This window comes from Stakelama marina (genome assembly GCF_018122655.1).
Classification (GTDB): Bacteria; Pseudomonadota; Alphaproteobacteria; order Sphingomonadales; family Sphingomonadaceae; genus Sphingomonas; species Sphingomonas marina.
Genome location: NZ_JAGRQC010000001.1, coordinates 402,432 through 416,089 on the forward strand (window position 1 = coordinate 402,432; position 13,658 = coordinate 416,089).

Consider the following 13,658-nt stretch of genomic DNA (forward strand, 5'->3'; position numbering starts at 1 on the left):
ACAGTATCGGGCGAATCATACTTGCCCAAAATCGGGAGAAACATGATGGATCCGGGGGTAATCGACCTGTCGCGACTCCAGTTCGCTGCGACGGCGCTCTACCATTTCCTGTTCGTGCCGCTCACGCTCGGCCTGTCGTTCATGCTCGTCATCATGGAGAGCGTGTACGTCATGACCAACCGGCCGATCTGGCGAACGATCACCCGGTTCTGGGGCCGCATCTTCGCGATCAATTTCGTACTGGGCGTCGCGACCGGCCTGACCATGGAATTCCAGTTCGGTACCAACTGGTCCTATTTCTCGCACTATGTCGGCGACATCTTCGGCGCTCCGCTGGCGATCGAAGGACTGATGGCCTTCTTCCTGGAGGCCACGTTCGTCGGGATCATGTTCTTCGGATGGGATCGGCTGTCGAAGCTCGCGCATCTGGGTGTGACCTTCCTCGTCGCGCTGGGGACCAACCTTTCGGCGCTGTGGATCCTGATCGCCAATGGCTGGATGCAGCATCCGGTCGGCGCGACCTTCAATCCCGACACGATGCGGATGGAGGTCACCGATTTCGGCGCGGTGCTGTTCAATCCGGTCGCGCAGGCGAAGTTCGTTCACACGGTAAGCGCGGGCTATGTCTGCGCATCGGTGGTCGTGCTCGGCATCTCGGCCTATTACCTGCTGCGCGGGAAATGGGTGAATGTCGCCAAGCGGTCGATGACCGTCGCTGCGGCCTTCGGCCTTGCGTCCTCGCTGTCGGTCGTCGTTCTGGGGGACGAGAGCGGCTACGCGCTCACCGACAACCAGAAGATGAAGCTCGCCGCGATCGAGGCTGCCTGGCACACGGCACCCAGCCCGGCGGGGCTGACCGTTTTCGGTGTTCCCGATCTCAAGACGCATGAAACGCGGTACGAGGTGAAGATACCCTGGGTGCTGGGGCTGATCGCTACGCGCAGCCTCGACGGAGCGGTATCGGGCATGTCCGAACTCGTGCTGAAGGCGCAGGAGCGGATCGTATCCGGCCAGTCGGCCTATCGCGCGGTGCAGGTGCTGAAGAAGGATCCGCAGAACATGGCGGCGCGCGAAGTGTTTGCCCGCCACGGACGTGATCTCGGCTATGCCATGCTCCTGAAGCGCTATGTCGAAGACCCGTCGACCGCAACGCCCGAGCAGGTGCGCCGGGCGGCGTGGGACACGGTGCCCAACGTGCCGGTGATGTTCTGGAGCTTCCGCGTGATGGCAGCCATCGGTTTCCTGATGATCGCGCTGTTCGCGACCGCGTTCCTGTTGTGCTCGCTGCGCAAGCATATGGACGCGAAGTGGTTCCTGCGCCTCGCGGTGTTCGCTATTCCGTTACCATGGATCGCGATCGAACTCGGGTGGCTGGTCGCCGAACTTGGCCGTCAGCCCTGGGCGATCGACGGCGTGCTGCCGACATTCCTGGCGACCTCTACGCTCAGCCGCGCGGAGCTGTGGACCACGCTGATCGGCTTCACGCTGCTCTACGGCACGCTTGCGGTGATCGAGGTGAGGCTGATCCTCGCGACGATCCGCCACGGACCGTACGAGCATTCCGAAGACCCGCAACCTTCGCACGGTGATATTCCCGCCGTGCCGGTAACCGCCTGATCGGGAGGAGCAACGATGTTCGATTATGAGATATTGCGCCTGATCTGGTGGGTGCTGCTCGGGGTGCTGCTGATCGGGTTTGCGCTCACCGACGGCTTCGATCTTGGCGTGACGGCGCTGTTGCCATTCGTCGCCCGCACTGATGCGGAGCGCCGGATGGTCATCAACTCGGTCGGTCCGACCTGGGAAGGGAACCAGGTCTGGTTCATCCTCGGCGGCGGCGCCATCTTCGCGGCATGGCCGTTCGTTTATGCGGTCAGCTTTTCGGGCTTCTACCTGGCGATGTTCCTCGTGCTGGCGGCGTTGATCCTGCGGCCGGTGGGGTTCAAATACCGGTCGAAAAAGCCCGATCCCGCGTGGCGCAGCCGGTGGGACTGGGCGTTGTTTGTCGGCGGTCTCGTCCCCGCGCTGGTCTTTGGCGTTGCGGTCGGCAATGTGTTGCAAGGCGCGCCGTTCCGCATCGATAGCGACTTGCGGTCCTGGTACGAGGGTGGGCTGATCGGCCTGTTCACGCCCTTCACGCTGCTGTGCGGCCTGTTGTCGGTCGCCATGCTGGTCGTCCACGGTGCGGCCTGGCTTGCGATCAAGGTCGAACACGGCGCCGTCCACGACCGTGCCCGCCGTTTCGGAACGTTCGCCGCGTTCGCCGGGCTCGTCCTCTTCGCGATCGGCGGCCTGTGGATCGCGTTCGGCGATATCGGCTATCGCATGGTCGGGGCTGCGGACGCGTTCGGTCCGTCGAACCCGCTGCGCACCACGACCGAACAGGTCGCCGGCGGCTGGATGACCAATTACGGTCTCCATCCCTGGATGATCCTCGCGCCCGTCCTCGGTTTCGCCGGAACCGCGCTGGCGCTCGCAGGCATCCGCGCCGGTCGTGAACTGATGGCCTTTGGCGGGTCGTCGATCGGCGCGCTGGGCATCATCTCCACCGTGGGGCTGTCGATGTTTCCCTATATCCTGCCGTCGAGCATCGACATCCATTCCAGCCTGACGGTCTGGAACGCCTCGTCGAGCGAAACGACGTTGGGGATCATGCTGGTCGTCACCGTCGTCTTCCTGCCGATCGTGCTGCTGTACACCGCCTGGGCATACAAGGTGATGTTCGGTCGTGTGACCACGCAGGAAGTCAACACCAACCCCGATTTCTACTGAGGAGCCAAGCGATGTGGTATTTCACCTGGGTGCTGGGCCTCGGCCTCGCCGTCGGTTTCGGCATCCTCAACGGCATCTGGCACGAGTTCCATCTGCCGGTCGATGATGACGAGGAAGTCGGCATGGCCGAATAACCGAAAATGGGGGTCGGCAATTGCCGACCCCTTTTCTATAATGTGGGCATGGAGCTGGCCGAACCCTGTGCCCATTGCGCCGTGCGCGACCGTGCGCTGTGCAGTACGCTAAGCGATGACGAACTCGCCCAGCTGAATGCGATCGGCCACCGGCGCGAAATGGAACGTGGCGAAACCCTGCTCTGGGCCGGCGACGACAGCGTCGTATGCGGCAATCTGATCTCGGGCGTGTTGAAGCTGGTCGCCGCATCCGCCGACGGGCGCGAACAGATTGTCGGACTGGTCTATCCCGGCGATTTCGTCGGCCAGCCCTATGTCGAAAAGGCCGAATTCACCGTGACCGCGCTGACCGAGGCCGAGGTTTGCCTGTTCCCGCGCGCTCCGTTCGAACGTGCGCTCGACGATCACCATGCCATGGAGCGCTTGTTGCTTCAGCGGACGTTGCAGGCGCTCAATACGGCGCGCGGGCGGATGCTGTCGCTCGCGCGCAGTTCGGCGCAGGAAAAGGTCGCCGGCTTTCTGCTCGACATGGCAGAGCGCGCGGGGACGAGCGCGTGCCGCGCCGTGCCCGACGGGCCGCTGACCTTCGACCTGCCGCTGACGCGCGGTCAGATCGCCGACGTGCTGGGACTGACCATCGAAACGGTCAGTCGGCAGATGACGCGGCTGAAGGTGGCGGGCGTGATTGCCTTGCCTGGCGGAAGGGCTGTGACGATTTGCGACCGGGATGCGCTGCAGGCGCGCGCCGAGGCCGCCTAACCCCGCGCCGACGCCGGTTCGCCGCCAAGAAGCGAGCGCGCGCCCTGCGTCATCCGGGCCTTGCCGATCGACAGGCATAGCAGGCGTTCGAATTGCACCGTGCGCCGGCACCCCTCGAACAGGCAGCGCAGCGCATAGCCCAGAACATCGCCGGTGATACGCCGCCGGTCACCTTGGGTTTCAAGCGCTTCAACCAGCTCCTGGGCGTTCGAGGCATCGGCAATGCGGAATCCGCGCAGCGTTGCGATCCAGAACGCGGTCTGCGCGTCTTCGGCGTGGCGCCGAAACAAGCTGTCGAGACGTTCGACCTCGGCCGGTTGGTCGGGCCAGCAAAGCTCCTTCAGCTCGGCGCAATGGCCGATCAACGCCGCCTCTGCGCGGCGCGCCGGAAGTTCATCGGCATGGCCTTCCAGCAGGTCGCATATCGCAAGCACGCGCAGGTGCCGCTCGGCGATCGGCGCCACGTCCGAACGCCGGATCGCCGATGTCCGCGCGGACAGTCGAATCACCTTGTCATCCGGGCCTTTGCTTTCGGCCATGCCGCACTCCTCTCGCCTGCCTGATGGCAGCGGAGCGCACTCCGGACATTGATCGCAGTCAAAAGGATAGCCGGCATGCGCGGCGGACACCGTGATTGAACATTATACAATTTCAATCATTGCGTAGGTGATTGGCAGCGAGAGGAGCCCTTCCATGCACAAGCACGACTTCGCCCGCACGACGGTCTGGTGGCAATACGACCAGCTGACCGGCAGCCTGCAATATATTCTTGTCGACAAGGCGACGCGAAAGGCTGCGATCATCGATCCGGTGCTGGACTTCGACCGCCGCTCGGCACGAACATCGACCGAAAATGCCGACAGCCTGTTGCGGTGCGTCGCCGATGAAGCGCTCGATGTCGCGTGGATATTGGATACCCACCCGCATGCTGACCATTTTTCCGCCGCCTGTTATCTGGGCGAAAAGCTTGGGGCGCCGCGCGCGATCGGGGAAAAGGTGCGCGAGGTGCAAAAGCTGTGGAAGGACATTTACTGCCTTCCCGACCAGCCGACCGATGGCGCGCAGTGGGATCGGCTGTTCACCGACGGCGAAAGCTTCATGCTCGGCGAGACCGAAATCCGTGTGCTGTTTTCGCCAGGGCACACGCTCGCCTCGATCAGTTACGTCACCGACGAGCAGGCATTTGTTCACGATACGCTGATGATGCCCGACGCCGGTACCTCGCGCGCCGATTTCCCCGGCGGAGATGCGCACGAACTCTACCGCACGATCCGCACGATCCTCGATCTTCCGCGCGAAACGATGTTGTTCGTCGGGCACGACTATTGCCCCGATGGCCGCGATGTCGCGTGCGCCGCGACGGTTGCCGAACACCGCGAAAGCAACAAGCATGTCCATGACGGCGTGAGCGAGGAGGACTATGTCGCTTTGCGCGAAAAGCGCGATGCCACGCTGCCGCTTCCCGAACAGATGCTGGCGGCGCTGCAGGTCAATATCCGCGGCGGACGCCTGCCCGAACCGGAAGCGTGCGGCCGATCCTTCCTGAAGATACCGCTCGATTATTTCGAGCCGCCCAAGGACGATTGAGCGTCAGGCGGTTCCGCTGATGATATGGACGCGCGCGGGCAGGGTGACGCCGCCCGTCGTTTCCGCGGCGGCAAAGCGTTCGACAAGTGCCTCGCGCGCCTTTGCGGCAGCGGCCTCGTCGGCTTCTTCGATCAACTGGCCGACCGACATCGACGCCAGCGCAAAATCGGCGGCCTTGGCAGCGGGCAGGCCGCCGCCGAGCGCGATTTCGTTCCGCCAGTCCTCGACTGTCACATCGTGCAGCCCGGCCTCGCGCAGCATCGCGATGAGCGGGGTCGGATCGGCATAGCGGAACGGGCCGGGCGCATCGGGTTCGGGCGCGGGCACCTCTACGAAGCGCGTGACGGCCTCGCGGACGGTCGCCATCCACGCATTATCCTGTGGCGGTCCCCAGACAGCGAAGGAGAACCGCCCCTGCGGCGCGACCAGTGCCGCGATGTTGCGGAACGCCGCCGGCGGATCGGCAAAGAACATCGTGCCGAAACGCGATACCACGCGGTCGAAGGGGCGTTCGACCTGCAAGGCCGACGAATCGGCAACGTCGAACAGCGGCGGGCGATCCATGTCCGCCGATCGCTCGCGCGCGGCCTCGACCAGCGCGGGTGAGATGTCGAAGCCGAAAACCTGCGCCCCGGTGCCGCAATGCTCTGCGATTGCGCGCGTCGTGGCGCCGCCGCCGCAGGCGATATCGGCGATGCGCATGGCGCCTTCGGGGCGCAGCGCTGCGATCAATGGCGCATTGACCGGTTCCAGCATTGCTTCGAGACCGTCGAGCTGATCGCGCCATTTCTCGCCGCGCTCGCCCGCCCAGTCGCTGCTCGATGGAGTTTCGCCCATGCCGTGGTCCTTTTTTCCTGTCAAAAGCGGTTTATCGCCCCGGCCGAGGGAAAAATGCCGGGGTTTGCGCGCGGTATCGCCGATAGGCTGCGCCGAAGCGCGCGACCAGGCGGCGTTCCTCGATCCGGCTGCCGATCACGAAGTACAGGCTTGCCCAGAGCGCGGTCGCGGTCGCCAGTTGCGATCGCGCCAGGCCCCAGAGCAGCAGAAAGCCGGCCGTGTAGAGCGGATGGCGCATCCAGCGGTGCAGTCCGCCGATTTCAAGTTCGGTTTCGTCGTCGCCTTCGCCGCGCAGCTGCGCCCAGCCGAGAAACGGCCCGGCGCGGTAGCTCCGCAACGCCGCTGCGCCGAGCAACAGGCCACCGGCGACCATCGCGTTCATGATCCAGAACAGCCATTCCGGCAATGCGAACGCCGTATCGTCGCCGGCCAGCAATCGCCCGGCCCACAGGATCAGCGCGAGGTGGACCAGCGCCACGGCGTTGAACGTCAGCCGGTGCCAGCGCCCGACGAGGCGCCCGAGCCCGCTGCGCACGGTCGCGCCGGACAACAGGCTGTGCACCATCCCGAAGCTCAGCCAGCATAGCGCGTAGAGGATGTGGTCGATCAGGGTCATGCCGGGCGGAACGCTTTCATCGGTCGACGCGCGCGAACATCGCTGCGCCGCCGCCTGCGCGCATCCGGGTCGCGACCGGATCTGCCTCGCCGGCCCCGCCGAGCCGGTCGATCAGCGCGCCCATTTGCGCAATTCGATCGGTGTCGATCCGGTAGAAAATCTGCTTCGCCTCGCGCCGCGTCCGCACCAGTCCGGCCTTGCGCAAAACGCCAAGCTGCTGCGACAGGCCAGGCTGGCCGATGCCGGTCACGCTTTCGATGTCGCCCACCGCGCGCTCACCATCGACGAGCGCGTCGAGCAGCGTGAGCCGGGTCGCGTGGCCGATCGCCTTGAGCAGCGCCGCGGCATCCTCGATCTCGATCTCGGCGCTCATTCGGCGTCTCCATCGGGGCGCGTGCGGTAGAACCAGTCGGTCGCGCTGTCGGCGGCGAGTATGTCGGAAACGGAATGGCTCGGCACTTCGAGTACCGCTTCGCCGGGCGTCCAGTCGGCAGGGACAAGCACGTCGCCTTGCTGCGCGCGCTGGAGCGCGGTCACGGTCCGCAGCATTTCCGCCACCGAACGCCCAACGCTTGCGGGATAGCAGGAAGAGGCACGCAGAATGCCCTCAGGATCGAGGAAATAGGTCGCGCGTACCGATGACGCATCGGCGGCATCGGGGGCAACCATGCCATAGGCGCGAGCAATCTCCAGCGTCGGATCCTCGATGACGGGAAAGCTCACCTCGACATCGAACCGGTCGTGGATCGCACGGATCCACGCGAGGTGGGAGAACAGGCTGTCGACCGACAGCGCCATCAGATCGCAACCCAGTTCGGCAAAGGCGCCGGCGGCGCGGGCAATTGCGACGAACTCGCTCGTGCATACCGGCGTAAAATCGGCGGGGTGCGAAAACAGCACCAGCCAGCGACCGCGGAAATCGTCCAGCGAGACCACGCCTTGCGTGCTGCGGGCGGTGAAATTGGGCATCGTCTCGCCGATCCGGACCGGCGAGCAGCTATTCGGTAATTGGGTATCTGGCTGCAAAATTGAACCCTTCTGTCGCAACCGGGTTTTTCGGACAGGGCGTTGATTGGTGCAAGTGTAATTCATACTTATTGAATATAAGTAATCAATCAAATATGGTGACTGTCATGACTGATGCTGTCCAACCGACCGTCGCGGACGATGTTGCGCTCGCCCGCGCATCCGAAATCATCGAAACCGCGCGCAAGCCGGACGGAAAACGTCCCGTGATCCGGACGTTTTTCGACGAACCGACCTTTACCGCCAGCCATGTTGTCCACGATCCGGCGACGCGTGTCGCGGCGATCATCGATTCGGTGCTCGATTACGACGCTGCCGCGGGGCGGACCGCGCGGTCGAGCGCCGATGCCATCATCGCCTATGTCGAGAAGGAGGGGCTGAAGGTCGAATGGCTGCTCGAAACGCACGCCCATGCCGACCATTTGTCCGCCGCGCCCTATCTTCAGGAACGGCTGGGCGGGAAGCTGGCGATCGGTCGCGAGATCATCACCGTCCAGGAAACCTTCGGCAAGCTGTTCAACGCCGGCAGCGATTTCGAACGCGACGGATCGCAGTTCGACCGGTTGTTCGACGACGGCGACAGCTTCCGGCTGGGCGAGGTAGAGGCGATCGTGCTGCATGTACCCGGGCACACGCCTGCCGACCTCGCATATGTGATCGGCGATGCGGTATTTACCGGCGACACGATCTTCATGCCCGATTTCGGGACCGCGCGCGCCGATTTTCCCGGCGGGGATGCGCGCCAGCTCTATCGCTCGATCCGGCGGCTGCTCTCGCTGCCCGCAGAGGCGCGGCTGCTTTTGTGCCACGATTACAAGGCGCCTGGGCGCGACGACTATGTCTGGGAAACGACGATCGGTGCGGAGCGCGCGGCCAATGTCCATGTCCATGACGGCGTCAGCGAAGACGAATTTTTCGACATGCGCACCAAGCGGGACAAGACGCTCTCCATGCCAAAGCTGATCCTGCCTTCGGTGCAGGTGAACATGCGCGGCGGTCGCCTTCCCGAGCCCGAGGACAATGGCAAACGCTATCTGAAGATTCCGCTGGATTCGGTTTGACCGTGCGGGGCGCGCGACGCCTGGACCCGATTTTCATACCGGGCGCACGCCCGACCCAGAGTGAGGATTTCTGACGCCAATGCTTGAACCCATGCAATATCTGCTGGGCGCGCTGTCCGGTGCGCTTGTCGGCTTCTCGCTCGGGCTGGTCGGCGGTGGCGGATCGATCCTCGCGGTCCCGCTGATGGTCTATCTCGTCGGCGTGCCGAGCGCGCACATGGCGATCGGCACGAGCGCGCTGGCGGTCGCCGTCAACGCTGCGACAGGCCTTGCCAGCCATGCCCGTGCGCATACGGTCAAGTGGCGTTGCGGCGCGATGTACGCTGCGGCGGGCATTATCGGCGCGATCGGCGGGTCCACGCTTGGCAAGGCGTTCGATGGACAGAAGCTGCTGTTCCTGTTCGCGCTGGTCATGGTCGTTGTCGGCATTCTGATGCTTCGCGGCCGCAAGGGCGGAGGAAAGGCGGGTGCCCAGTGCAACCGCGAAAACGCGCCCAAGGTGATGGGCTTCGGCTTCGGCACCGGTATATTTTCCGGCTTTTTCGGCATTGGTGGCGGCTTCCTGATCGTTCCCGGCCTCGTCGCCTCGACCGAGATGCCGATGATCAATGCCGTCGGGACCAGCCTCGTCGCGGTCACCGCATTCGGGCTGACCACGGCGGCGAACTATGCCTTTTCGGGCCTGGTCGACTGGCCGCTCGCCGGTATCTTCATCGTCGGTGGAATCGCCGGCGGGCTTGGCGGTACCGTGCTTGCCCGCAAGCTGTCCGGCGGCGGAAAGCTGACCACCGTCTTCGCGATCCTGATCTTCGTCGTCGCCGCCTATATGCTGTGGAAGAGCGCAACGGGCCAGTAATCGTCCGATCGCCTGGCGTTCGCCATCGGCGCACTCGGTACAGGCGGTACCGTGATATCAGAGGGGACCGCCGGCCGTCCCGTTTCCAAAACCTTCCTCGCCATTGCACCGTAACATGGGTGCAAATCCGCGCCTGAGCCGATATGGCTCCTGACGTTCGGATCATGGGGCAAGCGAGAGGGGATGGTTTATGGGGAAGATGCTGGCTTTCGGCGAAGTGATGTTGCGATTGTCGCCGCCGGGGCGTCAGCTTCTCCTGCAAACGCCGACGCTGGACATATGGACCGCTGGCGCCGAGGCGAACGTGGCGGCCGCGCTGGCGTTGCTCGGCCATGATGTGGCGCTGGCGACGATATTGCCCGAGAATGCGCTCGGCGATGCGGCCGAGCGGAGCGTCAGGGCGCTGGGTGTCGACTGCCGTCACGTGCGGCGGATGGCGGGGCGGATGGGGTTGTATTTCGTAACCCCCGGCGCCGGGCTGCGTCCCACCGACGTTATCTACGACCGCGCGCATTCGGCCTTTGCCGAGGCTCCCGCGAGTGCCTGGGAGTGGAACGCCTTGCTTGATGGTGTCGACCATCTGCACCTGTCCGGCATCACGCCCGCACTTGGCCCGGTCCCTGCGCAGACGGCGCTGGACGCCGTCGAGGCGGCAACGGTGCGCGATATTACCATCTCGTTCGACGGCAATTACCGCGCACGGCTGTGGGAAAGCTGGGACAGCGATCCCAAGGCGATCCTGACGAAGCTGGTGTCCGCGGCGCATATCCTGTTCGGCAACCATCGCGATATCGCGCTTTTGCTCGACCGCGATTTCGGAAGCGACGGCGAGGCGCGACGCAGAGCGTCTGCAGAGGCGGCGTTCGAGGCGTTTCCGAAACTCGACATCATCGCATCGACCGCGCGGCACGTGGTCGATTCCGACCATCACCGCATTTCGGCGCGCGTCGATGCGCGGGACGGGCATGCCCAGACCGAAGAGATCACGCTGTCGGGTATCGTCGACCGAATCGGCGGCGGAGACGCGTTTGCGGCGGGCGTACTCGATGCGCTGCGCAATGGCCGTTCGATCGACGATGCGGCGGCGAACGGGCTGGCGCTGACCAGCCTCAAACATTCGCTGCCGGGCGATGCCAGCCTGTTCGGACGCGCTGACCTCGACGGGTTCATTGCCGGGGGTGTAGACGTCAGGCGTTGAGCGTCACCGGTTGCTACGGAAGGCGCCGATACGCAAATAAATCAGGGATTCTCATGCCCGATCACAAGGATCTTCACGGTGTCGACCCGAGGGATGATGTAGCGACGGCGCTGCATGATCTGGCGGCGGGCGCGACGATTGCGGTCGGCGGGGTGGAGGTGACGCTGCGCGGTGGGGTAGGGCAGGGGCACAAGGTTGCGCTGCGTTCGATCGCGAAGGGCGAGCAGGTCATCAAATATGGCTGGCCGATCGGTGTCGCGACGCAGGCGATCGAAGCAGGCGAGCATGTCCATACGCACAATGTGAAGACGCTGCTCGAGGGCGTCGAGGAGTATCGCTACGATCCGATCGACACGGCGCCTGAGCCGCTACCCGGCGCGGCGGCGAGCTTCGAGGGCTATCGGCGCGCGAGCGGTCGGGTCGGCACGCGCAACGAAATCTGGGTGCTGTGCAGCGTCGGCTGCGTTGCGCAAACCTCTCGCCGGCTCGTCGAACTGGCCGAAAAGCGGTTCGGCGAGCGGGTCGATGGCATCCATGCCTTTCCGCATCCCTATGGATGTTCGCAGCTTGGCGACGATCTCAGCCATACGCGCGACCTGATCGCGAGCCTGGCGCGTCATCCCAATGCGGGCGGAGTGCTGCTGATTGGATTGGGGTGCGAGAACAACCAGATCGACGCGTTGCTCGAATCGGCGCCTGACCTCGACCGCGAGCGGCTGCGCTATTTTGCGACACAGATGGTCGGCGACGAATATGAAACCGGGCTCGATATGATCGGCGAGCTGGTCGCGATCGCGGAGCGGGACAAGCGCGAAACGGTGCCGCTGTCGGAACTGGTCATCGGCCTGAAGTGCGGCGGATCGGACGGGTTTTCGGGCGTCTCCGCCAACCCGGTGGTCGGCCGTGTGGCCGATGCGGTGGCGGCGGCGGGCGGAACCCCGGTCCTGACCGAAATCCCGGAAGTTTTCGGTGCCGAACAGGTGCTGATGTCGCGCGCGAAGGACCGCGCAATCTTCGACCGGATCCAGACGGTGGTCGACGATTTCAAGAATTATTTCATCGCGCACGACCAGCCGATCTATGAAAATCCGTCACCGGGCAACAAGGCGGGCGGGATCACCACGCTCGATGAAAAGTCGCTCGGTGCGGTACAGAAGGCGGGGCGCAGCGCGGTGGTTGAAGTGCTGCGCTATGGCGAACAGGTGCGCGAACATGGGCTGACGCTGCTGGAAGCACCGGGCAATGACGCCGTGTCGTCAACCGCGCTGACTGCGGCGGGGGCGACGGTGATCCTGTTCACCACGGGGCGCGGCACGCCGATGGGATTCCCGGCGCCGACACTGAAGATCGCTTCGAACACGCCGCTTGCCGAACGCAAGCCCGGCTGGATCGACTTCGACGCCGGCACCGTGCTGACCGGCGAGCCGATGGATCAGGCCGCCGCCCGACTGCTCGATCTCGTCGCCAAAACCGCCTCGGGCGCCGAAACCAGGTCCGAACGCAACGCCGAACGCGAAATCGCCATCTGGAAACAGGGCGTCACCGTTTGAAGTCAGCGTGGCGCCGCCGCTTTGCCGTGCCATCCCAGCCCGGCTGAGATGCGCTTGGCCGCGTCGGCGGCAAAGGCTTGCGCATCATCGATGGCAACGGGGTGGGAGCCATCGATCCGTTCGAGAAACGGAATCGTCAAAGCCGCCGCAATATGTCCGTCGAAACCGAATACGGGGTGGCTGATATCGATAACGCCGTGGATCATGGGGCGCTCATATCCTCGTTGCCGAATTTGCGTGAGGATGGCACCGATCCGCATTCCTACACCGGCCGGTTCGTTCGCTTCTCGGGGTAACGACATGCGTCATGCCAGGCTTATCAAGCGGCTTCTGTCTGATAACATTCTGTCGATCTGGCAGAGCGGTTCACGGCATTACACCTGTCGGGCGATGACAGCACAATCGCATTGGAGTAGCCTCGTCCGCTTATAACATCAGGAGAGATCATGGCTGGCTCCGGCGCCCCGAAACTCTATCGGGCCATCATCGATACGCTTCAGGCGGAAATCGCGAGTGGCAAGTACAAGGCCGGCGATCGGTTGCCGCCGGAGCGCGAGCTTGTCGAACGGTTCGATGTCAGCCGCCTTACCCTGCGAGAGGCGATGATCGGAATGGAAATCATCGGCCTTGTCGAGGCGCGTCGCGGATCGGGTGTCTATGTGACCGAGCGATCGAGCGAGATGCTGTCGCCCTCCGAACTCGATATCGGCGCATTCGAACTGACCGAGGCGCGGCGGCTGGTCGAGGGCGAGTGTGCAGCGCTTGCCGCGGTAACGGCTGATGCCGACGATATCACTGATTTAAGGATGATTCTCGATCGCATGATCGAGGAGAATGAGCGCGAACTGCTCGACGAAGTCGCCGACCGCGAGTTTCATTTGCGAATTGCGCAAGCTACCCGAAACGACGCTATCCTGCTGGTGGTCGAGACCTTGTGGGATGTGCGCCACCGTTCTCCCTTGTGCATGAAGATGCTTGAACGATCGCGCCGGTCGGGCGTCAAGCCCCGCATCGACGACCACCGGGCGATCGTCGATGCCATCGCGGCCAACGACGCCACCGGCGCGCGAAAGGCGATGCGCGATCATCTCGGCCGCGTGATCGACAATCTGCTGACCGCAACCGAAATGGACGGGATCGAGCGCGTTCGTGCGGAGGCCGCCGAATTGCGCAGCCGCACGCAGCGGTTTGCGCCGATATAAATCGATAGCCGCAACTTGCGTCTCGGCCTTCGCCGTGCAACTTGTCAGATAACATTGGTC

At 64.1% G+C, this 13,658-nt stretch carries 16 protein-coding genes; 10 read left to right on the forward strand and 6 right to left on the reverse strand.

Annotation, left to right across the window (positions count from 1 at the left end; all coding sequences use genetic code 11):
* Positions 1-45 precede the first annotated feature (45 nt).
* The 4 genes from J7S20_RS01875 to J7S20_RS01890 are packed head-to-tail and all read left to right on the forward strand — an operon-like array spanning position 46 to position 3,665.
* Positions 46-1,617 carry a cytochrome ubiquinol oxidase subunit I gene (locus J7S20_RS01875; protein ID WP_284053373.1) on the forward strand — a complete coding sequence of 524 codons (1,572 nt, stop codon included), beginning with the start codon at positions 46-48 and terminating at the stop codon, positions 1,615-1,617.
* 15 nt (positions 1,618-1,632) lie between these two features.
* Complete coding sequence (gene cydB, locus J7S20_RS01880; protein WP_284052535.1) at positions 1,633-2,772, forward strand: cytochrome d ubiquinol oxidase subunit II; 1,140 nt, start codon at positions 1,633-1,635, stop codon at positions 2,770-2,772.
* An 11-nt stretch (positions 2,773-2,783) separates the two neighbouring features.
* Positions 2,784-2,906 (forward strand): cytochrome bd-I oxidase subunit CydX, encoded by a 123-nt coding sequence (gene cydX / locus J7S20_RS01885; RefSeq protein ID WP_284052536.1) that lies wholly within the window; start codon positions 2,784-2,786, stop codon positions 2,904-2,906.
* A 48-nt stretch (positions 2,907-2,954) separates the two neighbouring features.
* Positions 2,955-3,665, forward strand: a complete 711-nt coding sequence (locus J7S20_RS01890) for a Crp/Fnr family transcriptional regulator (RefSeq protein ID WP_284053374.1) — start codon at positions 2,955-2,957, stop codon at positions 3,663-3,665.
* On the opposite strand, the gene J7S20_RS01895 is transcribed toward J7S20_RS01890, so the two are convergent.
* Positions 3,662-4,204, reverse strand: a complete 543-nt coding sequence (locus tag J7S20_RS01895; protein ID WP_284052537.1) for a hypothetical protein — start codon at positions 4,202-4,204, stop codon at positions 3,662-3,664. The genes J7S20_RS01890 and J7S20_RS01895 overlap by 4 nt on opposite strands.
* Positions 4,205-4,358: 154 nt before the next feature.
* Between J7S20_RS01895 and J7S20_RS01900 the strand changes: the two genes are divergently transcribed.
* A complete protein-coding gene (locus J7S20_RS01900) occupies positions 4,359-5,252 on the forward strand; it encodes an MBL fold metallo-hydrolase (protein WP_284052538.1) in 894 nt (297 codons plus the stop codon).
* A gap of 3 nt (positions 5,253-5,255) precedes the next feature.
* Here J7S20_RS01900 and J7S20_RS01905 read toward each other — a convergent pair whose 3' ends face one another.
* The 4 genes from J7S20_RS01905 to J7S20_RS01920 are packed head-to-tail and all read right to left on the reverse strand — an operon-like array spanning position 5,256 to position 7,731.
* On the reverse strand, positions 5,256-6,089 hold the full coding sequence (locus J7S20_RS01905) for a class I SAM-dependent methyltransferase (RefSeq protein WP_284052539.1): 834 nt from the start codon (positions 6,087-6,089) through the stop codon (positions 5,256-5,258).
* A gap of 31 nt (positions 6,090-6,120) precedes the next feature.
* Entirely contained in the window at positions 6,121-6,705 is a 585-nt protein-coding gene (locus J7S20_RS01910; RefSeq protein ID WP_284052540.1) for a methyltransferase family protein, read from the reverse strand.
* Positions 6,706-6,721: 16 nt separating this feature from the next.
* Positions 6,722-7,078 (reverse strand): ArsR/SmtB family transcription factor, encoded by a 357-nt coding sequence (locus tag J7S20_RS01915; protein WP_284052541.1) that lies wholly within the window; start codon positions 7,076-7,078, stop codon positions 6,722-6,724.
* The gene (locus J7S20_RS01920) at positions 7,075-7,731 is read right to left on the reverse strand and encodes a peroxiredoxin (RefSeq protein WP_284052542.1); all 657 of its coding nucleotides are present in this window, start codon (positions 7,729-7,731) and stop codon (positions 7,075-7,077) included. Before J7S20_RS01920 ends, J7S20_RS01915 begins: the two co-directional genes overlap by 4 nt.
* Positions 7,732-7,838: 107 nt before the next feature.
* Between J7S20_RS01920 and J7S20_RS01925 the strand changes: the two genes are divergently transcribed.
* The 4 genes from J7S20_RS01925 to J7S20_RS01940 all read left to right on the forward strand — a co-directional run bounded on the left by J7S20_RS01925 (position 7,839) and on the right by J7S20_RS01940 (position 12,396).
* A complete protein-coding gene (locus tag J7S20_RS01925; RefSeq protein WP_284052543.1) occupies positions 7,839-8,792 on the forward strand; it encodes an MBL fold metallo-hydrolase in 954 nt (317 codons plus the stop codon).
* A 79-nt stretch (positions 8,793-8,871) separates the two neighbouring features.
* Complete coding sequence (locus J7S20_RS01930; protein ID WP_284052544.1) at positions 8,872-9,648, forward strand: sulfite exporter TauE/SafE family protein; 777 nt, start codon at positions 8,872-8,874, stop codon at positions 9,646-9,648.
* Between the two features lie 190 nt (positions 9,649-9,838).
* Entirely contained in the window at positions 9,839-10,846 is a 1,008-nt protein-coding gene (locus J7S20_RS01935; RefSeq protein WP_284052545.1) for a sugar kinase, read from the forward strand.
* 53 nt (positions 10,847-10,899) lie between these two features.
* Positions 10,900-12,396 (forward strand): UxaA family hydrolase, encoded by a 1,497-nt coding sequence (locus J7S20_RS01940; protein WP_284052546.1) that lies wholly within the window; start codon positions 10,900-10,902, stop codon positions 12,394-12,396.
* A 2-nt stretch (positions 12,397-12,398) separates the two neighbouring features.
* On the opposite strand, the gene J7S20_RS01945 is transcribed toward J7S20_RS01940, so the two are convergent.
* Positions 12,399-12,656 carry a hypothetical protein gene (locus J7S20_RS01945; protein ID WP_284052547.1) on the reverse strand — a complete coding sequence of 86 codons (258 nt, stop codon included), beginning with the start codon at positions 12,654-12,656 and terminating at the stop codon, positions 12,399-12,401.
* 186 nt (positions 12,657-12,842) lie between these two features.
* Between J7S20_RS01945 and J7S20_RS01950 the strand changes: the two genes are divergently transcribed.
* Positions 12,843-13,598, forward strand: coding sequence for a FadR/GntR family transcriptional regulator (locus J7S20_RS01950; protein WP_284052548.1), 756 nt, complete (start codon positions 12,843-12,845; stop codon positions 13,596-13,598).
* Positions 13,599-13,658: the final 60 nt, after the last annotated feature.